The 22867-nt window shown below is 50.4% G+C and carries 36 protein-coding genes; 3 read left to right on the top strand and 33 right to left on the bottom strand.

All coding sequences use genetic code 11. The features are described from left to right. Nucleotides 1-17: 17 nt before the first annotated feature. From terL to NSB25_RS11585, 32 genes are all read right to left on the bottom strand, one after another. Nucleotides 18-1388 carry a phage terminase large subunit gene (terL, locus tag NSB25_RS11430; RefSeq protein ID WP_103239782.1) on the bottom strand — a complete coding sequence of 457 codons (1371 nt, stop codon included), beginning with the start codon at nucleotides 1386-1388 and terminating at the stop codon, nucleotides 18-20. Continuing rightward, nucleotides 1381-1863: a hypothetical protein gene (locus tag NSB25_RS11435; RefSeq protein ID WP_103239783.1), complete on the bottom strand. Its 483-nt coding sequence runs from the start codon at nucleotides 1861-1863 to the stop codon at nucleotides 1381-1383. The genes terL and NSB25_RS11435 overlap by 8 nt, the downstream gene beginning before the upstream one ends. A 38-nt stretch (nucleotides 1864-1901) precedes the next feature. Next, nucleotides 1902-2621, bottom strand: a complete 720-nt coding sequence (locus NSB25_RS11440; protein ID WP_103239784.1) for a methyltransferase domain-containing protein — start codon at nucleotides 2619-2621, stop codon at nucleotides 1902-1904. After that, the gene (locus tag NSB25_RS11445; protein WP_172455088.1) at nucleotides 2611-4170 is read right to left on the bottom strand and encodes a ParB N-terminal domain-containing protein; all 1560 of its coding nucleotides are present in this window, start codon (nucleotides 4168-4170) and stop codon (nucleotides 2611-2613) included. The genes NSB25_RS11440 and NSB25_RS11445 overlap by 11 nt, the downstream gene beginning before the upstream one ends. Further along, nucleotides 4163-4771 carry a ParB N-terminal domain-containing protein gene (locus tag NSB25_RS11450; RefSeq protein WP_103239786.1) on the bottom strand — a complete coding sequence of 203 codons (609 nt, stop codon included), beginning with the start codon at nucleotides 4769-4771 and terminating at the stop codon, nucleotides 4163-4165. The genes NSB25_RS11445 and NSB25_RS11450 overlap by 8 nt, the downstream gene beginning before the upstream one ends. Next, complete coding sequence (locus NSB25_RS11455; RefSeq protein WP_103239787.1) at nucleotides 4768-5376, bottom strand: ParB N-terminal domain-containing protein; 609 nt, start codon at nucleotides 5374-5376, stop codon at nucleotides 4768-4770. The genes NSB25_RS11450 and NSB25_RS11455 overlap by 4 nt, the downstream gene beginning before the upstream one ends. Before the next feature lie 94 nt (nucleotides 5377-5470). Beyond that, the gene (locus NSB25_RS11460; RefSeq protein ID WP_103239788.1) at nucleotides 5471-5974 is read right to left on the bottom strand and encodes a hypothetical protein; all 504 of its coding nucleotides are present in this window, start codon (nucleotides 5972-5974) and stop codon (nucleotides 5471-5473) included. Next, complete coding sequence (locus NSB25_RS11465) at nucleotides 5967-6791, bottom strand: antA/AntB antirepressor family protein (protein ID WP_242982411.1); 825 nt, start codon at nucleotides 6789-6791, stop codon at nucleotides 5967-5969. The genes NSB25_RS11460 and NSB25_RS11465 overlap by 8 nt, the downstream gene beginning before the upstream one ends. Beyond that, nucleotides 6788-7078: a hypothetical protein gene (locus NSB25_RS11470; RefSeq protein ID WP_103239789.1), complete on the bottom strand. Its 291-nt coding sequence runs from the start codon at nucleotides 7076-7078 to the stop codon at nucleotides 6788-6790. Before NSB25_RS11470 ends, NSB25_RS11465 begins: the two co-directional genes overlap by 4 nt. 125 nt (nucleotides 7079-7203) lie before the next feature. Then, nucleotides 7204-7371: a ribbon-helix-helix protein, CopG family gene (locus NSB25_RS11475; protein ID WP_103239790.1), complete on the bottom strand. Its 168-nt coding sequence runs from the start codon at nucleotides 7369-7371 to the stop codon at nucleotides 7204-7206. A gap of 301 nt (nucleotides 7372-7672) precedes the next feature. Beyond that, complete coding sequence (locus tag NSB25_RS11480; RefSeq protein WP_103239791.1) at nucleotides 7673-8248, bottom strand: hypothetical protein; 576 nt, start codon at nucleotides 8246-8248, stop codon at nucleotides 7673-7675. Nucleotides 8249-8358: 110 nt separating this feature from the next. Next, the gene (locus tag NSB25_RS11485) at nucleotides 8359-8619 is read right to left on the bottom strand and encodes a hypothetical protein (RefSeq protein WP_103239792.1); all 261 of its coding nucleotides are present in this window, start codon (nucleotides 8617-8619) and stop codon (nucleotides 8359-8361) included. Nucleotide 8620: 1 nt separating this feature from the next. After that, a complete protein-coding gene (locus tag NSB25_RS11490) occupies nucleotides 8621-8842 on the bottom strand; it encodes a hypothetical protein (RefSeq protein ID WP_103239793.1) in 222 nt (73 codons plus the stop codon). After that, entirely contained in the window at nucleotides 8796-9245 is a 450-nt protein-coding gene (locus tag NSB25_RS11495) for a hypothetical protein (RefSeq protein ID WP_103239794.1), read from the bottom strand. The genes NSB25_RS11490 and NSB25_RS11495 overlap by 47 nt, the downstream gene beginning before the upstream one ends. Nucleotides 9246-9284: 39 nt before the next feature. Beyond that, entirely contained in the window at nucleotides 9285-9452 is a 168-nt protein-coding gene (locus NSB25_RS11500) for a hypothetical protein (protein WP_172455089.1), read from the bottom strand. A 13-nt stretch (nucleotides 9453-9465) separates the two neighbouring features. After that, nucleotides 9466-9849 carry a hypothetical protein gene (locus NSB25_RS11505; RefSeq protein ID WP_103239795.1) on the bottom strand — a complete coding sequence of 128 codons (384 nt, stop codon included), beginning with the start codon at nucleotides 9847-9849 and terminating at the stop codon, nucleotides 9466-9468. Nucleotides 9850-9851: 2 nt separating this feature from the next. Continuing rightward, the gene (locus tag NSB25_RS11510; RefSeq protein ID WP_103239796.1) at nucleotides 9852-10589 is read right to left on the bottom strand and encodes a hypothetical protein; all 738 of its coding nucleotides are present in this window, start codon (nucleotides 10587-10589) and stop codon (nucleotides 9852-9854) included. After that, a complete protein-coding gene (locus tag NSB25_RS11515) occupies nucleotides 10590-11726 on the bottom strand; it encodes a DUF1351 domain-containing protein (protein WP_103239797.1) in 1137 nt (378 codons plus the stop codon). 12 nt (nucleotides 11727-11738) lie between these two features. Next, complete coding sequence (locus NSB25_RS11520) at nucleotides 11739-11888, bottom strand: hypothetical protein (RefSeq protein WP_172455090.1); 150 nt, start codon at nucleotides 11886-11888, stop codon at nucleotides 11739-11741. After that, nucleotides 11885-12313: a RusA family crossover junction endodeoxyribonuclease gene (locus NSB25_RS11525; protein WP_330406117.1), complete on the bottom strand. Its 429-nt coding sequence runs from the start codon at nucleotides 12311-12313 to the stop codon at nucleotides 11885-11887. Before NSB25_RS11525 ends, NSB25_RS11520 begins: the two co-directional genes overlap by 4 nt. Before the next feature lie 20 nt (nucleotides 12314-12333). Continuing rightward, on the bottom strand, nucleotides 12334-12516 hold the full coding sequence (locus tag NSB25_RS11530) for a hypothetical protein (RefSeq protein WP_103239799.1): 183 nt from the start codon (nucleotides 12514-12516) through the stop codon (nucleotides 12334-12336). A 1-nt stretch (nucleotide 12517) separates the two neighbouring features. Beyond that, complete coding sequence (locus NSB25_RS11535) at nucleotides 12518-13402, bottom strand: ATP-binding protein (RefSeq protein WP_242982412.1); 885 nt, start codon at nucleotides 13400-13402, stop codon at nucleotides 12518-12520. Nucleotides 13403-13414: 12 nt separating this feature from the next. Further along, nucleotides 13415-14236, bottom strand: a complete 822-nt coding sequence (locus NSB25_RS11540) for a hypothetical protein (RefSeq protein ID WP_103239800.1) — start codon at nucleotides 14234-14236, stop codon at nucleotides 13415-13417. Between the two features lie 33 nt (nucleotides 14237-14269). Continuing rightward, nucleotides 14270-15073, bottom strand: a complete 804-nt coding sequence (locus NSB25_RS11545) for a PD-(D/E)XK nuclease-like domain-containing protein (RefSeq protein ID WP_103239801.1) — start codon at nucleotides 15071-15073, stop codon at nucleotides 14270-14272. Nucleotides 15074-15086: 13 nt separating this feature from the next. Further along, nucleotides 15087-16121, bottom strand: coding sequence for a recombinase RecT (locus NSB25_RS11550; protein WP_172455091.1), 1035 nt, complete (start codon nucleotides 16119-16121; stop codon nucleotides 15087-15089). Nucleotides 16122-16135: 14 nt separating this feature from the next. After that, nucleotides 16136-16351: a hypothetical protein gene (locus NSB25_RS11555; RefSeq protein WP_103239803.1), complete on the bottom strand. Its 216-nt coding sequence runs from the start codon at nucleotides 16349-16351 to the stop codon at nucleotides 16136-16138. Further along, nucleotides 16344-16529, bottom strand: coding sequence for a hypothetical protein (locus NSB25_RS11560; RefSeq protein ID WP_103239804.1), 186 nt, complete (start codon nucleotides 16527-16529; stop codon nucleotides 16344-16346). The genes NSB25_RS11555 and NSB25_RS11560 overlap by 8 nt, the downstream gene beginning before the upstream one ends. Continuing rightward, a complete protein-coding gene (locus NSB25_RS11565) occupies nucleotides 16507-16800 on the bottom strand; it encodes a hypothetical protein (RefSeq protein WP_146040039.1) in 294 nt (97 codons plus the stop codon). The genes NSB25_RS11560 and NSB25_RS11565 overlap by 23 nt, the downstream gene beginning before the upstream one ends. Before the next feature lie 2 nt (nucleotides 16801-16802). Beyond that, complete coding sequence (locus NSB25_RS11570) at nucleotides 16803-17429, bottom strand: cell wall hydrolase (RefSeq protein WP_242982413.1); 627 nt, start codon at nucleotides 17427-17429, stop codon at nucleotides 16803-16805. Next, nucleotides 17395-17568: a hypothetical protein gene (locus NSB25_RS11575; RefSeq protein WP_172455092.1), complete on the bottom strand. Its 174-nt coding sequence runs from the start codon at nucleotides 17566-17568 to the stop codon at nucleotides 17395-17397. Before NSB25_RS11575 ends, NSB25_RS11570 begins: the two co-directional genes overlap by 35 nt. 9 nt (nucleotides 17569-17577) lie before the next feature. Continuing rightward, nucleotides 17578-18054: a helix-turn-helix domain-containing protein gene (locus NSB25_RS11580; protein ID WP_242982414.1), complete on the bottom strand. Its 477-nt coding sequence runs from the start codon at nucleotides 18052-18054 to the stop codon at nucleotides 17578-17580. A gap of 43 nt (nucleotides 18055-18097) precedes the next feature. Next, the gene (locus tag NSB25_RS11585) at nucleotides 18098-18499 is read right to left on the bottom strand and encodes a helix-turn-helix domain-containing protein (protein WP_103239808.1); all 402 of its coding nucleotides are present in this window, start codon (nucleotides 18497-18499) and stop codon (nucleotides 18098-18100) included. 244 nt (nucleotides 18500-18743) lie between these two features. On the opposite strand from NSB25_RS11585, the gene NSB25_RS11590 reads away from it, so the two are divergent. From NSB25_RS11590 to NSB25_RS11600, 3 genes are read left to right on the top strand one after another with little or no spacing between them, the layout of a single operon-like run. Then, entirely contained in the window at nucleotides 18744-19112 is a 369-nt protein-coding gene (locus tag NSB25_RS11590) for a hypothetical protein (RefSeq protein WP_146040040.1), read from the top strand. Between the two features lie 42 nt (nucleotides 19113-19154). Beyond that, nucleotides 19155-19697 carry a hypothetical protein gene (locus tag NSB25_RS11595; protein ID WP_103239810.1) on the top strand — a complete coding sequence of 181 codons (543 nt, stop codon included), beginning with the start codon at nucleotides 19155-19157 and terminating at the stop codon, nucleotides 19695-19697. Nucleotides 19698-19744: 47 nt separating this feature from the next. Then, a complete protein-coding gene (locus NSB25_RS11600) occupies nucleotides 19745-21478 on the top strand; it encodes a recombinase family protein (protein WP_172455093.1) in 1734 nt (577 codons plus the stop codon). Between the two features lie 360 nt (nucleotides 21479-21838). On the opposite strand, the gene queA is transcribed toward NSB25_RS11600, so the two are convergent. Further along, complete coding sequence (gene queA, locus NSB25_RS11605; protein ID WP_103239876.1) at nucleotides 21839-22864, bottom strand: tRNA preQ1(34) S-adenosylmethionine ribosyltransferase-isomerase QueA; 1026 nt, start codon at nucleotides 22862-22864, stop codon at nucleotides 21839-21841. Nucleotides 22865-22867 lie beyond the last annotated feature (3 nt).

Consider the following 22867-nt stretch of genomic DNA (forward strand, 5'->3'; position numbering starts at 1 on the left):
AAGTCCTCACTTCCTTCCTACAATAGGTTGTCAATATTGAATGCCATCCCCAGGGTAAGCTCATTGAAAGCGGATGAACCGGCATCCACCATATCCTTGAACTTGCTTTCCGGGAATGATTCCAGCTGATTAAAATATGCTTCGTTCCATGCCCCAGCCACGACATCGAATAATCCCAGCTGCCATTGAGCTGCCATAGGCTCCGCCCTGGTCTGCTTGCTACCGGATTCCTGCTTTGTAACCACATCATATCCTGCCAGCATCTCAATATAGCTTTGTGCCTGCTCTTTACCGGCCTGCCCCGGGTCTTGCGGTAGCCTCTGCCTCACATATCCATATTTGGCATTGTCCACCGCCGATGTTGTCCTAACCAGTTTCCGGACATCACCAGCTTTCAGCTGCTGGTTTATCACGTCTATCACAACGAATCTTCCGTTGCTCCTCTTTGCCATAAGAACGCCGGATGTATATGCCGCATCATCGTCCTCGTCCATATCGGTAGCCGCAAGATCCCATCCGCGTACAATGGAAACGATGTCATCAGGCACAGCATCCAGGATTGTGCCAATCTGTACACGCTTGAAATACAGACCGGCCGCAGGCTTGATTTTCCAGTTGCCGTGAAGCAGGCGCTCCCTCTCGACCAAAGGTAAAGCCTCCAGGTTTGCCTTATACCCTGGGTCTTTCTCCATAAGGATTTTATTGTCCGCCAGGGTGCTTGCTATGAATGTGACGCTCTTAACCTTGTCGGCCTTGATGCCTTTATCCAGAAGCTCCTTCCTTGTGTCGGCCCATACCACTTCATCATCCACACGCGCCATATACCGTTTTTTTCCAGAGCGCTCCGGAATAGGGTATCCGGTCTCCGGGTTTATCCACCAGGAAATGAACTTTGCCACCCATGAATCCGCGTCCGGGTTGCATGTGGCTCTGACGTAAGGCTTCACTCCGCAAGTGGAGCGGTTACGCGACAGCATATAAAAAAACTGGCGTTCTGAAAAATGCGTCAGCTCGTCAAACCCTATGAATGTTATCTGGGAACCCTGCCACTTCTCAACATCCGCATCCCTCCCCAGGAAATCAAAGTATATGTTAGCCTTGCTCTTGAATGACCACCGGAATTTTGGCGTCTGCACGGATTTGGCACCGGCTATGTCTCCGTACATCTCCTGGCTCTCGTCCCATATACCGCCGGATGCAAATATCTGGTTGAAATTCTTCCGGAAGATGACTGCCCTATATCCCTTAGTGTTGATGTACCGCAGCGGCTCCATGAGTATTGCATAGGTCTTTCCTCCACCGGCGGCGCCTCCGTAAATCGCTATATCCGCGCTGGTAGCCAGGAACTTCTCCTGGGGGCCTTTCTGGGGACGTATCACTTTATTCATCCTCGTCAGCCTCCTTCTCCGGCATATAGACCTCCACCCTGGTCTGCTCCTCCTCGTCTATCGCGTTATCGCTTGCAGACACGCTCCGGTTCAGCCTCTCCAGCTCGGTAGCAATCTTGATATACTCCTTGATGTCCCTCGGCGTCATGTCCTCAACTTTCAGCTTCTCCAACGCCTCCAGTGCCTTTTTCTGCATCTGAACAGCAATCTTGGTGTGGCGCTTCGTCATGTCCTTTAGGTCCTTGACTGCCTCCGCGTGTGCCTGGCGCTCCATCTCATTGTCATAAGCCCTCACCCTTTCGTCCCATCCGTACTTAGACTTCCAGCGTGAAATGAGCTGTCTACTCTTAGACAACCGCTCGCAGACTTCATGGTTAGACCTCTTTAGACCTAAATCCCGGTAGATTGCAAACGCCTCAAATGCCTGCTCGGTTTCCCCCTTCTGGCGTTCCCACGGCTTTTCGGTTTTGGACACTTCGCCCACCTCCTTCGCTCCGCGGTACTACTTCCGGGTTATTTTATGGCAATCCATCCACAGAAATTAAGGCATCTCCAGAACATATCCACAACCTTAAACCCTGCATTGTGCAGCATCTCCACATTCCATCCAGGCTTCAGCGGAGACAGCACGTTTTCCAGGCTCTTCCGCTTTTCCACTATCTTCTCAATCGTGTAGCCGTTCCGGCGCTTCATCTCATAGTACAAATCCACCAGAAGGTCATCCGCCCCTCCGTCCGCCACTACCTTCTCTACAAAGACAAGCGCCCCTCCGTACAGCATGTGGTCGTATATGTCATTCAGCATTTTCTGGCGGTACGATGTGGGCATGAACTGCATGGATAGGATGGACAGTACCAGGCTGTTTGCCAGGGGCATTTCCACTTCAAAAAAGTTACCGTTTACGCATTTCACAAAACCGGCCCCGATGCCTACCGAAAATTTACTCCTGCACTCCTCCAGCATTGCTGCGGAGTTGTCACAGAGGAAATACTTGTTTTCGTCCGCGTGTTTCTCGTAAAAAGGCTCTATTGCAAGCCCGGTAGAGCACCCTATGTCCGTGATCCAGGTGTCGGGAGTGATGAACTTTTCTCCTATCTCATAGACCAGACTCCTCATGCTCCGGTAGTCCGGGATGCTCCGCTCCAGCATATTTGCAAAGCACCGCGCCACTTCGCTGTCAAATTCCCACTTCCCATTCGGTGACACGTTATCGACATTCCCATTACTTCCCATAGCTCCCCTCCTTTCCCGGCAGCTTCACGCCTAACCGTTTTTCAAACACTTCCCTCGCCCGGCCCGCAAGCCCCATCGTGGAGCCGTCCGGATAAGGAAGGTCAAACTCAAAATCCAGGGCATCCGCCAGCGCGTCCACATCCAGGATAGGTTCGATTGCCTCCAGGTACCAGAATTTCTGAATGAGGTCCAGCCTCTTAACCTTCCGGAACCTCGGCGCGAATATCCCGGTCATTTCCTCCCTCGTATGCCCCTTCTGGACTTTCGGGTGCTTTGAAATATCCCCCAGGATGGTATTGGGTTCATAGTCCAGGTCAAATGTCAGCCTCGCTTCATCCTGGACGGATTTTTTCTTCGTGGCCGTGAACTGGTGCGCCTCGTTGCTCTGGCACCAGCATACCACCTGGCCCTTCGGATAGCAGAGCGCAGCCGCGATGGCCGCTATCTTCTTTCTGTCCTCCATGAACGGCACGGAATTGAAAACAGAGGATATGAATACCGATGTGTACTCCACGCCGCTCCCTACCTCCTCCAGGAACCGCTCCGCTATCTCCAGGCTCTTTTGCTTGTGTATTTCATCGCCAGTAGTGACAAAATAAGGCTCAAATGCAGAGACGTACACGCCTGCGGCCCGGAGCGTCCTGGTGTTGTTCAGCTTTCCAGCGCCGAAATCCACAATCTTATCCCCATACCGTCCGGTCCAGGCTTTTAAGACATCGCCCTCCAGCTTGAAAAAGTCCCTGCCGTTGTTGTTCGGGAATACCCCCTTGAAAAATCCGTCCCCCAGGGCGCAGTTGCCCTCCGCATCCGTCTCCCTGGTGTTGCGCTCCCTCATAAAGGAATTGTACCGGAGTACGTCCGCATATTCGGATTCCATAGAGAAGTCCATTGATAATAGGTTCAGCATCGCGGACGCGAACTCCCTCTGGGCCTCCGTCACTTCCACGCACTGGATGAACTTCTTTCCGGCCTCCGCCGCCACCTGGAGCCTGCCGATCCCGTTCACCACATCCATGTCCGGGCCGATGACTACCGGCATAAGGCTCCCGGTCTTTTTCTCCAGCGCCTTTGCCAGGGCTTTCATGTGGGAATCGAAATCCCGGTGGTTCTTCTTTGCCAGCTGCACGGTATCAATCCGCCTGCAAGCGTACACGCACGGATAGGATGCCTCGCTCCCAGGCTCGATGTCCGGAAGGCCCGCGCACATGCCGTCTACGTCCATGTTATAGAGGCGCTTCTTAATCTTCGTACATGTGTCCTGCTTCTGGAGGTCATTTGTTGCCCGGTTGAACAGTACGTTGAGTGCCTTTCTGCTGTTCAAATCCTCCTGGTCTACATACTGGACCGGTATCTTGTCAAAGCCCATGCGCTCCGCCACCAGATGGCGCTGATGCCCGGATAATATCTCGCCGTCCTTATCCGCATAGATAGGCAGCAAAAAGCCCAGCTTTCGCAGAGACATTTCTGTGAGTGCCAGGCGCTTTTCATCATTCTTTCTTGGATTGTATTCTGACGCCCTCACGTCGCCAATAGGGACTAATTTAACCATTAAGTATCCTCCTCTTAATTTCATCAGAAATCGCCTTAGAATCGAAAATACCGGCGTCTCGGATGGTATTTAACATACCCTGGTACTCCGATATGGTGATCTTGAACTTGAAATTGCCAATCTTTACTACTGTGGTACCCTCCGGACCGGCAGGCTCCTCCGCCTCCTCCGGTTCCTCCTCCGAAAGTTCGGGCGGCTCCACATCCTCCAGCATCCGCTCCAGGTCTACCTCGCCCTCCTCAAAACCGGTAGGAAGAGAGAAAACGGCCTCGTCCTGGAGCAGGGCCGCCAGCATATCCATATCCCATTCGCCCTTTATCCTATTAAGGGCAACGCATAAAGCCTTCTCCCTGGCCTGGTCCGGCTCCTCCACCATCACGCATTCCACGGACTCCACGCCCATATCCTTCAGCACGGATAAGCGCTGATGCCCTCCCAGGCAGCACATGTTATGGCTGTTCGCCACCAGCGGCTCCACGAACCCAAATTCCCTTATGCTGGCCGCTATCGCCTCATACTCCCTGGAACCCTTCTCCAGTGTGATGCGCGGATTGAAAGAGCTTGCCCGGATGTCTGCTATATTCAGAGTTTCTATCTTCATCCCATCAGCCTCCTTTTCATTTCTCCCTCTACCATCTCCTTAGAGAACCCGACCTTCTCCCGGATGTCTGCCATCATATCCTTGTACGGCCCATCCGGAATCCGGAATTTATATTCGCCCACGATGCAGGGGATTCCCTCCGTATCATCGTCCTTCTTCGCCACGCCCTCCACGTCCGGGATGTCCTCTGCCGCTGCATCCAGCTCCCCCAGAAGCTCCGCGATGTCGTGATCGGAGAATCCGGTGGTCGTTGTGTCAATCCCTTCCGCATCCCGCAGCTCCTCCATGATGTCTGCCAGCTTTCCATAGTCCCACTCGCCGGTTATCTTGTTCATGGCGATGCAGAGAGCCATTTCCTTTTTCGGCTCCATGTCCACGATGACAACCTCCGTCTCCTCCACGCCTTTTGCCAGCATGACATTGAGCCTCTGGTGTCCACTCACCAGGTTCCCGGTCTGCCGGTTCACAATCAGAGGAACCACCAGCCCGAACTCGTCAATGCTTGCCTTTAGTGCCTGGTACTCAAAATCCTTTTCCGTCAGTGTTACCCTGGGATTATATACCGCCGGTACAATCTCTGCCACCCTCATTGTCTGTGTTTCCATCCGTTTCCCTTCCTTTCTTCGTTATTTGCATTAAAAAGCGGCACATCCCAGGAAGGAACATGCCGCCTAATAATCTGTATGCAGTTATGACGCCTTAGTCAAATAGGGAGAGCTGCTGCATCTCCGGCTCCGCCGGTGCAACCTTTCCGTCCACCCCTACCTTCTTTATGAACTCCGAATACGGCTCTGCGTGGATGCCGTATTTCTTATACATCGCTCTGGTCTTAGGATTGCTCTCCACCGCATAGAACAGTGATCCGTCCGTGCCGTACTTAGGGAAGATGAACCTTTTGAGCGCGGATTCCTTGAACACATGCGGCTCCGCATTGATGTCATTGAAATAGACTTCCACCGGTTCCCATCCGGTCTTTTTGAGGACGTTCTGCATCGTCTGCACCCTCTGGTAGTCCGGCCTGGCCGTAATGATGATGACATAATCGCCCTTGATGGCATCTATCAAGTCCATCCGGTACTCCTCGCCCTCCATCCTCCTGGAGAACGGCCGGAGCATCCGCGTGTCCATCTGGTTTGATACCAGCGTATAATTCAAGTCTAGCAGACATATCCTTTGTCCTTGCTTTATTATCCGATTATCCATAAATCCTCTTCCTTTCGATTACATCCTCGTTCATTTCTACTGCCATATCATATAATCGGTCAACTTTACAAATCACATGGAGATTGCATAAACCATCATCTTCCATTTCAGATTGAAGCACATCCAGATACGATTTGAAATTTACATGTGCTTTCTCCTGCACTGTCAGGTACATATAGTGCAAAGTTTTATTCCTGTCCAGATTGCATAAATCCGATGTTTGGTCAATCAGATGATTCAGCTTTTTCATTCTCTCACTGACATCCGTCATTCCCAGGGAAAACGGATTCACTCTTATAACAGAGGACGGGCCGTCCTGTCTTCTGCCTTCCAGTGCATTCAAGCGTTCCATTACCTCCCGGTTGACCTCCAGCTGGCTCTCCATGAACCGCTTCTGCATTTTGGCCTGCTGGTCCAGGAAGTCCAAGACCTGCTGGTCTAAGTGGTCTAAGACCTCTGCCACCTTATCCGCAGCAAGCCTCTGAACCTCTTTATACTTTCTCTCCACCTGGATAAAGTACCTGCGCACCTGCTTACCTTTCTCGTTTCGCTCCAGCATGGCCATCTCTTTGGCAATGTCCAGCTTGATGATGTGGTCTTTTCTGGCCTGTCCGGAAGGCGTCGAAATTTCGACACCTTCAAAATCCTCATTTTCCAATGCATCAATATCCTTCAACCTGCGCTTTGCCCATTCCCGATAATTACTTTTCACTCCCAGCACTGTATGAAGCTCCGTGCCATATACAACCTTTTCACCTGTATTAGTTTCATACACCGGAACTAAATCATTCTCTATAACCTTCAATTCTTCCATCATGCGTGTCTCCTTTCCATGCCGGTCTTTCTTCCCTGCATATCACTAAATATCTGGAATGCGATGCTGAACCCATCCTTGAAACCCTTGCGTTCCCTCTGCTCCCCATAGGTGCATACCGCACCCAGCAAATCGGTACTGGCTGCATTTTTCGCCTTGATGGCCTGCTCCAGCGTCTCTTCGTACTTATCAAATGCCGCCTGCACATCTTCCGTGTCCGGCCCTTCACATTCTTCTGCAAGATACCATTCAAAAACTTTGTCTAACCCTTTCTTCATTTCCTCTGTCATAGAAATAATCTCCTCTCAAATTGTTCTTGAAAGAAGTCCCTCGCCATGATAGAATATTTCACGGAAGGCAACTTCTCGAGAGAGCATTGATTTCATTGGTAGTGGAGCAATGCTCTTTCCCTTTCTTAGTCTTCGGTCGCCAATTTTTCTATAGCCCTTCTTACTGCCTCCATCTGATTTGTTCCATTGTTTTCACAATAAGAATCCAAAATTTTTTTTGATTTCTCATCCAACCGAACAGTTATTTTATAAGGCTTAGGGTTATCTGTGGGGCGACCAATTTTCTTAGTCATTTCATCACCTCGCTTTTGACTGTCTTAATTATACTATTTTGACGGTCAAAAGTCAATATACTTTAGAAATATTCTATCAGGTTTTACGCAAACGAAAAGCAGCCAGGCGGCGGCTGCTTTCCATCGAGTATAAACTCTGCCTTATAACCGTTTTTCCGATGCCGGAGCGGATATTGCACCGCCCTGGTCTGGAGGGAAAACACATGGTTACTCTCACAAAATGAGCATGACATTGGGGTTTTCGGCTGATACCATATTAAAACCTGGCTACTGAAATATCAATGACATCTTTTTGACACCGCTAATACCGGAATCCATAGATCCCGAAAAACAGTATCGCCAGACGCTTGCAGGCAGCTTTCACGTCCCGGAACACGGTTCTCTCCGTGATATGTTCCTCCTCCGCTATATCCACCGCAGTCTTAGGCTCCGCATCCAGGTAAAGCCCCTTGATTACCCTATATCTTCTCATTTCCTCTGGGTCTGCCGCTATTTCGCATTGTTTTTTATATACATCCAGCATAGTGTCCACATGGCTCATAATCATCTTTGTCTTAGCCTTGCCCTTCTCTATGCTCAATACTTTAAGGTCGCTGTCTTTGAAATACCCCTGCATCAGTGACAGCATATCTTTCAGAGAATCATCGGAAGTCGTGTCCATGTCATACTCCGCGTTCTCTATGTAGTCCTTGAACCGCCGGTAATTCGTAAGCAGGGCTTTGGCATTGTTCTGTACCCTGCTCTGGCGCTCCGCCTCCTCTTTCCTATGCTCCTCTTTGTACGCTTCAATCCCTTTCTCGGCAGCAATCGCCGCTATGACATTTATATTCTCCTCGGTGAACTCATATCGTACCGGCCTGCCTTGTGATTTTCCCATGTGCAATTACCTCCTTGACATTCCTCTGATAACCCCCCTATAATAGGGGTAGTTGATGTTATAGAGGAATGGGGTTGTGCTGCACAGCGGTATGACCTTTTTTCTTTGCCCTACCTCCTGCGTCTGAAATTCTTCGCGTTGCTGCAGGTGGCAAAATGCGATGTATAACCGGAACCATCCGGGTTATCCTGGGATGAAACGATGGTACCGGAGACCACTTCCCCGGTCTGGAGAACGATTTTATCCTTGCCTCCATCCGCCTTGTAGTCCACCAGCAACGTATTGCACGGCATGTTCTTCCCGGCTTTCGTCTTTATCCAGATGATCTGTGCGCCGCATCCGGCACACCTTCCAAAATTCCCTCTTGACATATCAGTACCTCCTATCCTCAATCTCTTTCAACTCCTCAATCGTCACCAGCTTACAGTTTGGCAGCAATATGAGCATCCCCCCCAGGTCAACTTTCTTCCCTGCGATTGCTTTCTGTGGATAGCTCACCAGTACGTTGCACTCCTGGGCCAGCTGGTAGCACATATCCGATATGAGCTTAAATGCTTTCCTGGCATTGACCGGAGCCGTCCTCCTGCCGTCCACCGGTATTTTCGCAAGCTCCTCCAGGAGTTTCTTCTCCTCCAGGAGAATCCTCTCGTAGACCTTTATGTACCTGGTCCTCTTTTTCACCGTCCGCACTCCCTTCCGCCTCTGCCCTTCTCGCCATCTCGTATGCACCGGCCATCACCGCAGACATATCCTCAATCCTCACGGTCAGCATGATGTCATGCACCCGGTCCGATATGGACACAACCCCCAGCTCCACGCTGGCCTTGATGTTCCCGGGGACAACCATCTGCTTTGCCATCCTCCGCTGATCGCCTTTCCCCCGGAACCTCGTATGTGTACTCTGCACATCCAGGCTGATGCCGTCTGCCGGTCCGTCCGGAATGTTCCTTGTGTCCTGGCCTTTGTTCCTGCTCTTATCCATCTTTTCTCCTTTCATGCAGCGCGGCTCCCGGAAGAAACCGCGCCGCCCTCTGATCTACTTTCTGCCGCGTCTCCGCTTTTTGGTAGGCCGGTCCGCTCCGGATGCCGGATGCCCATTCTCCCTCCACGCCTTAGTGAAGAAATAATCGAACATGTCCGTAGTACCGCTCTGCCGATAGCTCTTGTTTGCTGCTACAGTTCTGGCCAAACTTCTCAATCCCATGATTCAATCCTCCTTAATCTCTAACCGGTAAAGGGCAGCTGATTTCATCCCTAACGATTGTCACCCTTCCCTCTGTGATAACAGCTGATGCGTGGGGGTCATAATGCTTATTCAGATACTCCAGCATCGGCATAGCCGCCTCTGTAATCTCCTGGAAGTCCTTCTGCATCTCCTCACTGCTCTTTCCAGCATTTTCCACCGTAATCTGCACCGCGCAAATCCCACCGGATTTTTCTGCGGCGGCGTCAACCTCGCCGGTAGCCGCCATGACTTCCTGCTCCACCATATTGACCAGCAGCTCCGTGAACCTTGCCTGCATGTCTGAATCAGTGGCATTCCTTACTCCATCCAGAAGCGCTTTCTTGTGTCTGTTCCACATCCTCTTGTTCATATCCATGTTCAATCCTCCTCTCCCGGCTCTTCATAGCCGTATCCATCATCTTCATAATCATCTCCGTCATCGTCACTGAACGGAATGTGTCCATCGCCACCCTCCATGCCCTCTCCATCCTCAAATAAGGCGTCGGTAGCGTCCAATGGAGCGTTTTCTTCACCGCCCATAGAAGAAATATTATCCTCTCCGGTACCGCCCGAATCCGGGCTTTCCGTGCCTTCTGCGTCCACTTCCTTAAACTCCCCATCTATCACATCCGGCCCCGGAAGTCCCAGGACTTTCCTTCCGGGAAGGGCAGGCGTTCCGCTGTCCTCCCCCTCTGCCTCTGTATCCGGTTCATCTGATCCGGAGAACTGCCCCCTCATGTCATCATCAAAGAAGCTCCTCTGCTGCGTGTTCACGATGGGCCGGAGTACATACATCCCGGTATCGTCATCCATGGCAAGCTCCATCTCCGTGTCCAGGGTACCTTTCTTCTCGTCTGTGATTTTTACAGAGGACGAAATCTTATGCTCGAACTTCGGCTTCTTGACCTCCCGGCTCTCTCCCTGGACGTTCGGGTCATAGTTCGGGATATACTCTGATTTGAGGGAGATTTTCAGATTCAGAGTTATGGAACCTTCGTCACAGTCCCTATCCCTCATTGTCTCCAAAAGCCTCTGGAGTACGAAATTGTAATCCCGGCTCATTCCGCTGAATGTATCGCTATCCAGCGTCAGCTTCTCGTCAAACCCTTTTTCCATCTACTTTCCCACCTTTCCGTACTTGATATTGTGTTCCCTCATGTACGTCCCCAGGGCTTTTATCTCCTCCAGGGTACCCTCGCACCAGAAGGTAGCGCGGTATCTCTTTACCGTGGCATCCGGGGCGTTTTCCGGAACGATTTTGGTATTTCCCGTATTATTCGGGGCATTTTCCGGAACATTTTGGCCTTTTCCGTTATCAGAAGCGCTAAAAACGTTCACAGCCTGGGAATTTCCGTTATCATGTTCCGGTTCCTCCTGGGATGCCTGGGCCGCCTGGGCAGCTGCCCTCTCCTGTGCAGCCTGCCTCTCTGCCTCCCGGCGTTTCGCCTCCTCTGCCTGCCTCCTGGCAAGCTCCTGGCGTCTGGCCTCCTCCTGCTCAATCCTTCGGCGCTCTGCCTCCTCCCTTGCCCTCTTGTCTGCCTCCATCTTCTCTTTCAGATCGCGCAGGCGCTTTTCCTCTGCCATCGCCTTAGACAAGTCCAGGGTTTTCAGATAAATATCCTGGGCGTTGGTCTTATAGTCAGAACACATTTCATCAATGGTCTGGAGGTCTGTCTTAACCTTTTCAATCTTGCCCTGGATGTCTGCTATGGCTTTCGGAAGGGAGAATGTGGTATTGAGGTACCTGGGGTCGAACAGCCTCTCAAACGCAATTACCTTCTCCAGTTCTCCGATTGCTGCAGAATACGCCTCCCGGATTTTCTCCTTTTTCTCCTCCTTCTTCTGGTTCTCATAGTCCTTGATCTGCGTGTCGATGATGCCTACCGGTTTGTCAATGAGCGCCAGGATGCCTTTCAGCTCCTTCTCAAATACCGTGTACGGCTCATTGATTACCTTTTTCACAATCTTCCGCCGGTCCTCAATGGCGGTTTTCAGCTTATTCAGCTCGGCGCGGTCTGCCTTTGCTGCCTGGATGGTATCGTCCGTGTAGGTGACGCCCTCGTACTGTGCCACCTTTTCCTTGACTGCCGCCTCCAGCTCGGCGCGGTTCCATTCGATACGCTTTAAGAATCCGCCCTCCGTGGGGTTTATCAGCCGGAACTCCATCTCCGCCTTGACCGGAGCCAGCACCGCCCCCTCCGTTCCTTCTGCTACAACTTCTCCCTCCACCATCGGGATTTCATTCTGTGCCATGTGTCATCCTCCTTAACTGAATATTTGCAAAGCCACAAGCCCTGCGATACATATTGCCAAACCAGCGAGTAGCCGGTATGCCACCTTTTCATTCTTTTCTGCCACTACCCCGATGCCGAACACCACCACCAGGATAATCAGCACTACCTTAGTTGCCGTCATTCCTCCACATTTCCTTTCTTGACTTCCTGGATGATAACCTCAATCCGGGGCTGTTCAGAATAGAATTTCCGGACCTGGCAGTCTACAATCTGCGTATCATCCTTGTATGCTACCTGGTTGAGCGCATCCGCCACCATCTTCACCACATTATCCATATCCGGTTTTTTAGTCGGGCGGATGATGTTTGCCAGCTTTTTAGCCTTCTCAGCCTTACTTCCGCTTTTCGGTATGGAGTAGTATGCCAGAATCCTCATGTCCAGCATCGCTTCATCCGGGAACCGGAACCCCTTGCACTGTACCATGTACTCCGTATGTACCAGCGTCTCATAGTTGACCGTCTGCTTCGGTGTGAACGCTCTTCCGGTCTGTGTGCTGAAGCGTGGCCTGCCTTTCCCCTTCGGCTCTCCCAGGACTGTAAATTTCACTTTGTCCAAATCAGTACCTCCTACTTCGATGTATCAGCATTGTCTCCATCCTCTGATACTTTGAGGAAATAGTCCATCGTCTTGCCGGTGGCTGTCCTCTGCCTTTTCCCCTGGCTCACCGTGTAGCCGTTCTTAATCAGAATAGCCGCCACCGAAAGCCGGTCCTCCTGGTTATAAATCTTTAATTCCACTGCATCTGCCATATCATCCCTCCAGTATGCTCCTCATGTCCTCGAACCTCTGCGCCGCCTGCCCCATCCTCCAGGAATCTCCATACACCCGGAAGGGATAGCACATTTCAAAGATCCGGTCATATATCCTCTTGAACCTGGTGTCCTGCGCCTCCTGCATCTCCGTGAGCGTCAGATTCGTTGTGAGAATCAGAGGCTTTCCGGATAGATACCGGCTGTCTATCACGTTGTAGACCTTCTCCAGGGCATAGTCCGTGTTGCGCTCTGTCCCCAGGTCATCAATAATCAGTAACTTTGCCCGGTTCAGCTGTGCTATGTACTGCGCCTCGTCCACGCTGCCGCCCTGGATGTTTTGGAGAATCTTCACGAAAGAGGTCATTATGACCGGAATCCTCCGGTCTAACAGTTCATTCGCGATGCAGGCGGCGGTAAAGCTCTTTCCGGTTCCCACCGTCCCCCAGAAGAGAATCCCCTGGCTCTTTTTGTACATGTCCTCGAACTTTTCCACATACCGCTGCGCCATCTTGTAAAGATTCTGATTGTCCCTGGTCTTGACGAAAGAGGATAACCTTGCCTCCCGGAGCCTGCTTTCAATAAGGCTGGAATCCCGGAGCCTCTGTAGCTGCTGCATCTCCTCCCTTTCCTTTTCCCTCCGGGCCATTTTTTCCCTGGCCGCTGTCTCACAGTCACACATACAGCGTACCTTCATCTTGCGCCTGGTTCCGTTTCTGTCCAGGTACCCAGGGAACTCCAGCACTTTCTCCTTCGGCTTGTGGCACTTGCCGCAATGCAGAAGGCCATCACCGTCGGTATAGTCTCCGGTACTGCTTTCCGCCTCACCTGCTTTCTGTGCCGCCTCCATGAATACACCGGCGGCGATCCCTTCCAATTCCTTCACGTTATCCGCCTCCTAACCTTTAAGGAATTTCCCAAACGGATTCGCTCCATCCGTCTGCTCTTGTTTTGCTTCACTTTGCGATTGCTTTTTAATGTAGTCCACAAACGGCAGGGTATCACTTAGGAAGGTCTTAGCCATCTTGATATATTTCTTTTCCGTCCGTTCCCTCGCGCACCGGCTGGCATAATTCGTAGCCGCCTCCAGAAGCTCCGCTTCGCTGTACCCATCTTTGAGCCGCGCCTTGTACTTCTTGTATGCCTCGCCTTTTCCTTCCTTGCGTGGGTATACCTTCCAGAACTCCTCAAATGCAGGAGTACGTTCTTCTGCTGCTGTCTTTTTCGGTTTTTCCGGATTTTCTGGTATAGGGGAATCCTCGGTTTCCGGTGATGGAGCTGCCGCCGGTTCCGGTTCCGGTTCCTGGGAGATGGAATCCGTTCTCCTTCCTGCATCGTTCTGGAGCCTTGACCGTTTCCTCTCCTCACGCTTTCTGGCAGCGTCCCTCTCCCTCAATCCGATTGCTTTATACCATTGTTCCTGCCATTCTTCCCAATCATGGATATATAAACCATTTGCAATATCTATCCATCCAGTATTTATCATCGCCTCTACAACTATCTCTGGGTCATATCTCTTATCAATGCCAATATTCAGAACATCCGCCACATCTGCTTTATCAGCCCCGACAATGAATCCTTCCTTATTGGCATTGTTAATCCCCCAGAGCCATAGGCGTATGAGCAGACCCAACGCTTCATTTTGGGAGCATCCGATTTCTTTTGCCAGGTTTCTGAGTTTACCCCCTATTACCTGTTCGTGGACGCTTATCCATGCCATACTTGCATCACCGCCAATCTGCCGTTCTCGGTTTCAAATATCCTTTACCAGGTCTAAAATCGTGATCGGATTCCGTAAAACCTTCGTACTCCTGCAGCAATCGCAATTCTCACATCGGTCTGGCTTTACCTCTCCGCTCTTCACCTGGAGAATCCTGGGCATAGCCGCCTCCACCATTGACATAGCATCTTTGAGGAAATTGTCCGTCACATGAATGACCTCGATGTTGGTTTCCTCTTCCTTGCTTGCCGCCGCTATGTAGAAGGGCAGGCGCTTTCCGGTATTCTGGCGGACAATCTCCTGGTAGATTGCTCCCTGGATGTCATATCCCCAATACCGGATAAAGTCCAGGTACCCTACATCACGCACATACTCATGCTTCGTGATAGATGACATGACCTTCAAGTCAACAATGACCTTATCCGCGATGTAGGAATCTATTTTTATCTTCCATTTTGCTCCAAACAGCTCACCGGTCATAACTACCTGCTTTTCTCCAGAGAGGCACATCATAAAGAACTGATCGCGCTCTATCCTCCGGATGATGTCATCTGCTTTCAGATATTCTGCTTTCAGACCTTTGTCCCCGGTCTTTTTGAAAATCTCCGGATTCTCCGCCTTGAATTTGTCCAGGCTCCCCTCAAAATAAGAATCCACATAGCTCCCCACCAGAAGGGCAGTTGTTTTCTTTTCCTCCCAGCGTCCGGCCAGTTTTTCCATCGCTCCGTATTCGCATCCCAGCTTTCCGTATGTCCCAGCAAAATCCTTGTACTGCGACACGCTCATATATTCCTGGTTCGCTTCCGCACTGTAATAATTATTTGCCGATAATTCCAATGTCTTTCCCTCCTTACTTAAACGGTAACTCCTCTAAACCCATGCTTTCCATGAAAGCATCCACTTCGTCCGGGTCTACATATCCTCCTTCATCTGCTGCATCCGTCCCGGTTTCTGCCATGCCTTCCGCGCTCTCCGGCTGTTCATCCTTCTGCTGTCCAGCATCCGGCCCCGGCAGCTCGAACACATTCTCCGCCTCGATTGCGTCCGGCTGGTTATCGCCGTATGATGCCTCTCCCTCTTCGTCAAATGTCTTTTGGTCATCCTGGATAGCTCTCTGCATATCAACAGATAAGATACCCCATTTGGAAAGCAGGAGCTTGATGACCGTCTTTAGAGCCATAGCCTCAAAATCAGTAGTCCACTTGCTGTTTTTCTTCCCTTTGTTCAAATCGCTCCGGTATGCCTGGGAATACTTCCTGGCATGGTTATCAACTGCTTTCTTCGACATGTACAGTTCCTGGCTGTACCCGGTCTTTAAGCGGAACCACGCATAGTATCCGACCACCTTATCCGTCTGCCCTTCATCCCTCTGCGTACATTTAGAGAAGTCCGTCACGAATACAATCTCTCCGGTGATGGGGTTATAGGAAACAAGTTCATCCTCATACACTACAGCGTAATTCATCCTCTCATAGTACCCGGAACGGATTGCCAGCTGGATGAATCCTTTGTACATCATCTGGAACTGGGCCTCCATGTGGTCCTCATACTTCTTGGTCTGCGGATTGTATTTGCTGTTGTTGTAAGGAACGATTGCCGCAAATCCCAGGTTGCTGTCAATCGGCAGATCGTATGTTGCCGCCACAAAAGCCGCTGATACAATGGAATTAGGGTCTGCCCTTTTCAGCTGTGCGCTCCCGGAGACTACGTTCGTTAATGATGCAAGAAACTGTGGCGCTTTCTGCCCCAGGATTTCCGCGAATTTCTTCTTGCAAGTATCCCTGGAGATAATCTCTTTCACAAGTACAGCTGAACTCTTAGGCCGCTGTCCTTCCCCTTGCTGGCCCTGCTGTGCCGGTGCCTGCCTCTGCTGCTGTCCTGCCATATTACTATCCTCCTTCATGCTTTTTGCAGCTGTTCGCCGCATATTTCTATCAATTCCCTGGTAGACATGTCATCCAGGCACTCCATACAGACCGGGCCTTCTGCTGTCTCCAGGTATTCATCATCCTCCATGATTCCATACCCGCACTTGATACAAGTGCATTTACCATCCGGCTCCTCCGCGTTCGGGCATCTCGGATGGCACGGAATCTGTCCGCATATCTCACACACTGACTGCCACCCCCATTCTTCTTAATGCGGTGATGGCGTTTATTCCTCTGCGTATGATGAAATTCTTTACTTCATCCCGGAATAGGCGCGGCAGATATTCCTCCTGGTTCTCAATGCCGCATATCTCCATTTTCCGGAGGCAAAACCGAAATATTTCATCTGCTTCGCTGTCCGTCACTCCGCCTGCGGTTTCCCGGAACCCTTCGGTGATCCGCTTCAATTCTTCTGGCATCCGCATCCTCCTCTCCTTCAAATGTCACTATCACGATGCTGGCGATGTCCCTTGCCGTGTTTACTGCCATCAGCAGAACCGGCAGCACCAGCCATTCCCCTCCGTATGCCATGTATCCGCGCTCCTGGTATGCGTATTCAGCAGCAAACCGTGTGAGGATGATTCCCAGCGTTATCCATATCCATTCCCGGTATATGAACCGCTTTACTTTCCGCAATGTCATCCCTCCTTGTAGAAATAATGTTTCCCATGTTGGAAAAGGAACTGCAAATGATTCTGGTGCCAGGTAGAATCACTCCGGCTTTCAAAATACAGCGCCCCTTCGGATTCATCCCAGTCTTCCAACGTTACCAGCTCCAGCGCCTTGTAGCAGTCCTCGTCCGGTTCCACCTTATACCACCGGCCTCCCTCCTTGGTGACGCTGAACTGGCGGACTCCGTTATGTTCCTCCATGATGACATCCTCCACCGTGTCCGGGAACCCTTCGCTCCGTACCCGGTTCAGAACCACCAGGATAACCAGTGCTTTACCTTCGGTATCCTCACCTTCCGCCTCCGCCATCGCCAGCTTTGCCAGCAGATAAGAATCTTCCGCATCCCATTCAGAGGATTGTTCGGTTTCCGGTTCCGGTGCCAGGACTTTTGCTCCCTGGCTTGCTTCTCTCCCGGAAAATTCCCGGATGCCTGCTTCGGTGACTGCTGCTGTACTTATGACCGAATCCGGTTTTATCCCTTCTCCTGCATCCGTTACAATCATCCTTATTCCGATTGATGTATAGACGGTAGCAGCTGCAATAGCCGCCAGCTTCACTCTACGCAATAGCCGTCTCTGTTTTCTTGCGTCCATCCCTGCTCCTTTCCATCAGCGGCATAGTGAACAGCCCCAGGTTTACTCCAGATGACTTTTCAACTGCCGTGTTGAACTCGCTATCATCTTTTATTCCATATTGCGTTTTCAGAATCTCCCTCAACTTGGCAGCATCCATAACCATCCCTCAACCTTTCAGTGCCTTTTCACCTGCTATCTTTAGCTCACTGATGGCAATCGCCATCTGGTCCAGCCTCTCCATGATTGATTTCAGAGCCGGTTTCTCTGTATCGTCTACAACACCGTCCTCTGTAATCTCAATTAGGTCCTTCTGAATGTTTTTCAGTTTATCGGCGTCAAACTCCCGGATAAGCCGAAGCGCGATTCCCTCCAGGTTCTTTGCCTGCGTTGCCATCGGCATCAGCTTTCCGATTGGACACTCATTCTTGCAATAGCTGTATTTCAATTCCGGACAGTTATAGAGGTCCGCCATAAGCACCACTTTATCCACCGGAACCACCTTTGTATTCCCCAGCTCATAGTCGGCCAGCGTTGATACGGACACTCCCAGCAGTTCCGCCGCCCCTTCCCTGCTGTATAGCCTCTCGTTGTATGCTGCCGCCTTTTTCCTGGCAAGAAAGTACACATTATCATTGTCTTTCATAGGGCCATTCCCCATGTCATTCACCGTCCTTTCGGCTTATAATCTAAGTAGCATCCGAGGAAAGAGCGGCTGCGTCAATGTTCAGTACATCGCTTATGGTTCTTACTGCCTGGGAAGATTGCACTCTGCCATTGATTATCGCCGATGTATGGCCCTTGCTCATGTTTGCCGCTTTTGCCAAATCCAGCACACTCCATCCGCGCTTTACCATAGCTATCCTCACACTCTTGCACCAGGAATCAGATTTTCTCTTTTCCGGGCTTTCGATGTTCAACGTATCGCTTATGAGCTTCATGGTCGCTTCGGATTGGACTCTGCCATTGATAAGTGCCGATGTATATACACGCGACATCCCAATAGCATCCGCCAAATCTTGTACGCTCAATTCGCGTTCAATCATGGCAATTTTTACGTTCTCGCACCAGGGAGTTAGCTTTTTCTCCATCTCTCTTACCTCCTTTGCTATGATGTGCGTTACATTTTGACTTTACATTTTAACGATACATTGTTAAAATGAATATGTGCGCTCTGCCCTTTGTAACGCAATTCAGAGCGTTTATACAGATGTGCCGTTTGTCGTGGAATATAAATCGCACAAATGTATCTCGCATATATATCATAACTCACTATAAGGTATTTGTCAATAATCTAATACCTTATGGCGTATTTTAATTTAGGAGAGTGATGCTGTGTCTTTTTTAGATAATGTTTTGCAATTATGTGAACAGAGAGGGGAAAAGCTCACCCCTCTAATGAAACAGCTTGAATTGAGCCCAGGAAATGTACAGAGATGGAGAGATGGAGCCACGGTAAACTCAAAAATACTTATGGATTTTTCAAATCACTTTGGTGTATCTGTTGATTTTCTTCTTAATGGCAAAGAATATGTTTCTCCAGATAACTATAAAAAGCAATGCAGCTCTCCAGAAGAAATTGAACTGCTTGCAATGTTCCGCTCCATTCCGGATTATGCAAAAGAGATTGTCTTAGGCTCTCTTAGGGCGGCCTATGATGCTGAAATGCGCCGTCAAGAAGAGGAAAAAAGATTATTAGGATAGACCGATTCCGAAAAAGGCAGAATTAAAAGATGGAGGTAGATTATGTTGCCAGATTATATGCGTCCTATTCCTGGGGACGGTACCGGGAATGATATGCGGTGGGATAGCCTCACTCTGGAAGTAGAATTGTATTTGAGAACCGGGAATTATCGCCTGCTCCGGGATACCCGTGTGCGCCAGGGCCGGTTCGTGGAGCTGGAAGGGAGCCTGCGGATAGCGGTTGCTTATTACTGTATGGCGTTCTATTCCGACTTAAACGGCTTTGACAGTATAGAGCGCCTGCTATATTACCAGCAGGGCAATTTCCGTAGCTGGAGAACGACTGCCTCTGTAGATGCCGGTATTGTGAATAAAATTTTTGACCTCTGCTGCAGATGCGGCATATCAGAAAAAGAACTCCTAACCATCTGCCGCAAGGCTTTTATTCCTGGTATTTACCAGTGCCATCTATTCACAACAAAAGAGTGTCGGGAGCTGCTGCTCATGTCCAGGGACAGAAGAATCGGGGAGATAAACTCCAGGATAAGCCAGGCGGAAACCCGGTTCCTGTCACAGTTCGCTTGCCAGCGGCAGGCTGCGATATAGCACACAAGCCCCATTTAGGGGCTTTTCTTTTTGGGGAGGTATTCCTTATGGCTTATAAGAAAGTAAAGGCATTGATGGAGCGTAGCAAGGTGCGTGTGGCTATCTATGTCCGCGTCTCCACCCTATACCAGGTAGATAAGGATTCTCTGCCAATGCAGAAAAAAGACTTGATTGCGTATGCGTCACTCCTTCTGAATACAGACGATTATGTGATATTCGAGGATGCAGGCTACTCCGGAAAAAATACTGACCGGCCAAAATTCCAGGAGATGATGTCCCAGATCCGGCAGGGAGTTTTCACGCATCTCCTTGTCTGGAAGATAGACCGCATCTCCCGGAACCTTCTGGACTTTGCCTCCATGTACAATGAGCTGAAAGAGCTTGGCGTCATTTTTGTAAGCAAGAATGAACAGTTTGATACCTCTACCGCTATGGGAGAGGCCATGCTCAAAATCATCCTGGTCTTTGCGGAGCTGGAGCGCAACATGACATCAGAGCGCGTGACCGCTACCATGATTTCCAGGGCAAATAACGGTCTGTGGAATGGTGGCCGTGTTCCGTATGGGTATAATTATGACATCCAGACCGGGGAGTTTTCTTTCAATGAGCCAGAGAAATCCGTTGTGGAAATGATGCACAATCTTTATGAGGAGCATCGTTCACTGATCTGCGTGGCCAGAATCCTTAATGAACGCCAGCTGTTCTCTCGTGCCGGAAATCAATGGTCTGCCACTACTCTCCTAATCATCCTGCGGAATGTGTTCTATTGCGGAGATTACCAGTACAACCGGCTAAAGGAAGGGAATCGCCAGAAAAAGAAGGATAAATCAGAATGGATAACCGTCCAGGACCATCACCCGGCGATGATAAGCCGGGAGCAGAAAGAGCATGTAATTGCTATCCTTGATTCCCAGGCAGAACAGTACAAAATCCACCAGAGGAAACACGAATCAAAACATGTTCATGTGTTCGGCGGCCTCATGTATTGTAATGCCTGCAAAAAGCCTATGAACAGCTCTCCAGGCAACGTGACAAGGGATGGATGGAAATATTCAAAATACTCCTGCTCGACACGCCGGAAGTCTCCTGCCGCCTGCGGCTGCCCAACTATCTCTGATCCTATTGTAGGGGAGTTTGTTTTTAACTATATACTGAATATGCTTAACGCGCAGCGTGGCTTTGCCGAAATATCCTCTCCGGAGGAATTGCAAAGGCGCCTCCTCTACGGTGATACCTTCATCCAGGTAAAGGGAATTGAACCGGATGGACTGAATGACCTATACTCTGTCCTGGCATCCGGGAAAATATCTGGAGACGTGTATGGGAAGGGGGTCAAAATCAAAAAGGACGAAAAAAAGCAGCATTCGGAACTTTCAAGGCTCCGGAAGGAAAAGCAGAAGATAGAACGCGCCCTGGAGCGTCTGACGAACCTTTACCTTTATTCCGATGATGCGATGTCCGAAAAGGAATACATCATTGAAAAAGAAAAGCTCATTGAGAACCTGGAGGGCATCAATGAGCGGATAGGAATGGAAAACCCGGACACCTGGAACCAGTCCGTGTCCGATGAAATCTTTGTGCAGAGGGCCAGCGAGTTCATCATATCGCAGAACCTATCCGGGAGAAACTATGTCAATTATAAGCGCCTGGCATCGTCTGTGGATGCGGATGTCTTGAAAACATTCCTCCGTGGAATCATTGACAGCATCTCCATTATGGACGGCCGCATCTGCTCCATCGTTTTCAAAAATGGACTGTCCCATTCTTTCATTTACCGGTGATGATGGGACAAAATACCCCAGGAGCTTTGATTCTCCTGGGGCTTTCTTATTCTTCATTTTCTGATCTGTTTGGATTCATGGGACACCGGCTGCAATCCCGGCTGTCGCTCCTGCATATGGAATGGTCCCCTACCCGGTATGGAGACGACCCCCATTCACTTTTCGGTATGCCGCAAGGGCCTACCAGGCCGGAGGGAACCGCAAGGCGACCGTTTTTCTGGAATAAATCTCCACCATCACTTGCAGGCAGAATTTCCGTAACCGCGCTATTATTTTGTTCCCCAGCCCATGTCCAGGCATTTTTACCAGAAAGCGCCATCTCTATCCTCCTATTAACTTTACAAAAGTACGATTTTAATGCTACAACACCAACATAGCATCCCCGAAACTGAAAAAACGATACTGCTCTCTGACTGCCTCCGCATAAGCGTTCAGTACGTTCTCCCGGCCGGCCAGAGCTGACACCAGCATCACCAGGGTGGATTCCGGCAGATGGAAATTCGTAATCAGAGCATCCAAAACCCGAAAACGGTAGCCCGGATAGATAAAAATGTCTGTGTCACCACTGCCGGCCTGTACGACTCCCTTCTCATCGGCGGCGCTCTCAAGCGTACGGCAGCTGGTGGTTCCCACACAGATAACGCGGCCGCCTTCCGTTCTGGTGCGGTTTATGAGAGTTGCTGTTTCCTCCGGCACCTGATAATATTCCGAATGCATATGGTGATCCAGCACATTCTCTTCCTTTACCGGTCGGAAGGTTCCCAGCCCCACATGGAGTGTGACAAAAGCAATCCTGATTCCTTTTTCCTCAAGCTGTGCCAGCAATTCCTGCGTAAAGTGAAGGCCCGCCGTTGGCGCCGCCGCAGACCCTTCCTCTCTGGCATATACTGTCTGATAACGGTTCTTGTCCTGAAGTTTATGGGTGATATAGGGAGGAAGCGGCATTTCGCCCAGACGGTCCAGCACTTCCTCGAAAATCCCTTCATATGCAAATCGAATCAGACGATTTCCCTCTTCTGTCACTTCCAGAATTTCCGCCCCAAGCAGTCCCTCCCCAAAGGAAAGCTTTGCCCCGGGACGGCATTTTTTCCCGGGCTTTACCAGCGTCTCCCAGACATTGCCTTCCTGCCGTTTCAGCAGAAGCACTTCCACATGAGCGCCTGTATCTGCCCGCACGCCCAGAAGCCTGGCGGGAATGACTTTGGTATTGTTCAGCACCAGGCAGTCACCCGGCCGCAGAAATTCCCCAATGTCCCGGAACACACGATGAGATACCGCCCCGGTATGTTTATCCAGCACCAGAAGCCTGGAGGACGAGCGGTCCTCCAGCGGGTCCTGGGCGATCAGCTCCTGTGGCAGTTCGAAATAATAATCTGATTTTGGCATTAC

Source organism: Acetatifactor muris (assembly GCF_024623325.1).
GTDB classification, from domain to species: Bacteria; Bacillota; Clostridia; order Lachnospirales; family Lachnospiraceae; genus Acetatifactor; species Acetatifactor muris.

Coding starts and splice junctions, on each gene's coding strand:
- terL (WP_103239782.1), bottom strand. CDS start 1,388: ATGAATAAAGTGATACGTCCCCAGAAAGGCCCCCAGGAGAAGTTCCTG.
- NSB25_RS11440 (WP_103239784.1), bottom strand. CDS start 2,621: ATGGGAAGTAATGGGAATGTCGATAACGTGTCACCGAATGGGAAGTGG.
- NSB25_RS11445 (WP_172455088.1), bottom strand. CDS start 4,170: ATGGTTAAATTAGTCCCTATTGGCGACGTGAGGGCGTCAGAATACAAT.
- NSB25_RS11450 (WP_103239786.1), bottom strand. CDS start 4,771: ATGAAGATAGAAACTCTGAATATAGCAGACATCCGGGCAAGCTCTTTC.
- NSB25_RS11455 (WP_103239787.1), bottom strand. CDS start 5,376: ATGGAAACACAGACAATGAGGGTGGCAGAGATTGTACCGGCGGTATAT.
- NSB25_RS11460 (WP_103239788.1), bottom strand. CDS start 5,974: ATGGATAATCGGATAATAAAGCAAGGACAAAGGATATGTCTGCTAGAC.
- NSB25_RS11465 (WP_242982411.1), bottom strand. CDS start 6,791: ATGATGGAAGAATTGAAGGTTATAGAGAATGATTTAGTTCCGGTGTAT.
- NSB25_RS11470 (WP_103239789.1), bottom strand. CDS start 7,078: ATGACAGAGGAAATGAAGAAAGGGTTAGACAAAGTTTTTGAATGGTAT.
- NSB25_RS11475 (WP_103239790.1), bottom strand. CDS start 7,371: ATGACTAAGAAAATTGGTCGCCCCACAGATAACCCTAAGCCTTATAAA.
- NSB25_RS11480 (WP_103239791.1), bottom strand. CDS start 8,248: ATGGGAAAATCACAAGGCAGGCCGGTACGATATGAGTTCACCGAGGAG.
- NSB25_RS11485 (WP_103239792.1), bottom strand. CDS start 8,619: ATGTCAAGAGGGAATTTTGGAAGGTGTGCCGGATGCGGCGCACAGATC.
- NSB25_RS11495 (WP_103239794.1), bottom strand. CDS start 9,245: ATGAAAGGAGAAAAGATGGATAAGAGCAGGAACAAAGGCCAGGACACA.
- NSB25_RS11500 (WP_172455089.1), bottom strand. CDS start 9,452: ATGGGATTGAGAAGTTTGGCCAGAACTGTAGCAGCAAACAAGAGCTAT.
- NSB25_RS11505 (WP_103239795.1), bottom strand. CDS start 9,849: ATGGATATGAACAAGAGGATGTGGAACAGACACAAGAAAGCGCTTCTG.
- NSB25_RS11510 (WP_103239796.1), bottom strand. CDS start 10,589: ATGGAAAAAGGGTTTGACGAGAAGCTGACGCTGGATAGCGATACATTC.
- NSB25_RS11515 (WP_103239797.1), bottom strand. CDS start 11,726: ATGGCACAGAATGAAATCCCGATGGTGGAGGGAGAAGTTGTAGCAGAA.
- NSB25_RS11520 (WP_172455090.1), bottom strand. CDS start 11,888: ATGACGGCAACTAAGGTAGTGCTGATTATCCTGGTGGTGGTGTTCGGC.
- NSB25_RS11530 (WP_103239799.1), bottom strand. CDS start 12,516: ATGGCAGATGCAGTGGAATTAAAGATTTATAACCAGGAGGACCGGCTT.
- NSB25_RS11540 (WP_103239800.1), bottom strand. CDS start 14,236: ATGGCATGGATAAGCGTCCACGAACAGGTAATAGGGGGTAAACTCAGA.
- NSB25_RS11550 (WP_172455091.1), bottom strand. CDS start 16,121: ATGGCAGGACAGCAGCAGAGGCAGGCACCGGCACAGCAGGGCCAGCAA.
- NSB25_RS11570 (WP_242982413.1), bottom strand. CDS start 17,429: ATGGACGCAAGAAAACAGAGACGGCTATTGCGTAGAGTGAAGCTGGCG.
- NSB25_RS11575 (WP_172455092.1), bottom strand. CDS start 17,568: ATGGATGCTGCCAAGTTGAGGGAGATTCTGAAAACGCAATATGGAATA.
- NSB25_RS11580 (WP_242982414.1), bottom strand. CDS start 18,054: ATGAAAGACAATGATAATGTGTACTTTCTTGCCAGGAAAAAGGCGGCA.
- NSB25_RS11585 (WP_103239808.1), bottom strand. CDS start 18,499: ATGGAGAAAAAGCTAACTCCCTGGTGCGAGAACGTAAAAATTGCCATG.
- NSB25_RS11595 (WP_103239810.1), top strand. CDS start 19,155: ATGTTGCCAGATTATATGCGTCCTATTCCTGGGGACGGTACCGGGAAT.
- NSB25_RS11600 (WP_172455093.1), top strand. CDS start 19,745: ATGGCTTATAAGAAAGTAAAGGCATTGATGGAGCGTAGCAAGGTGCGT.
- queA (WP_103239876.1), bottom strand. CDS start 22,864: ATGCCAAAATCAGATTATTATTTCGAACTGCCACAGGAGCTGATCGCC.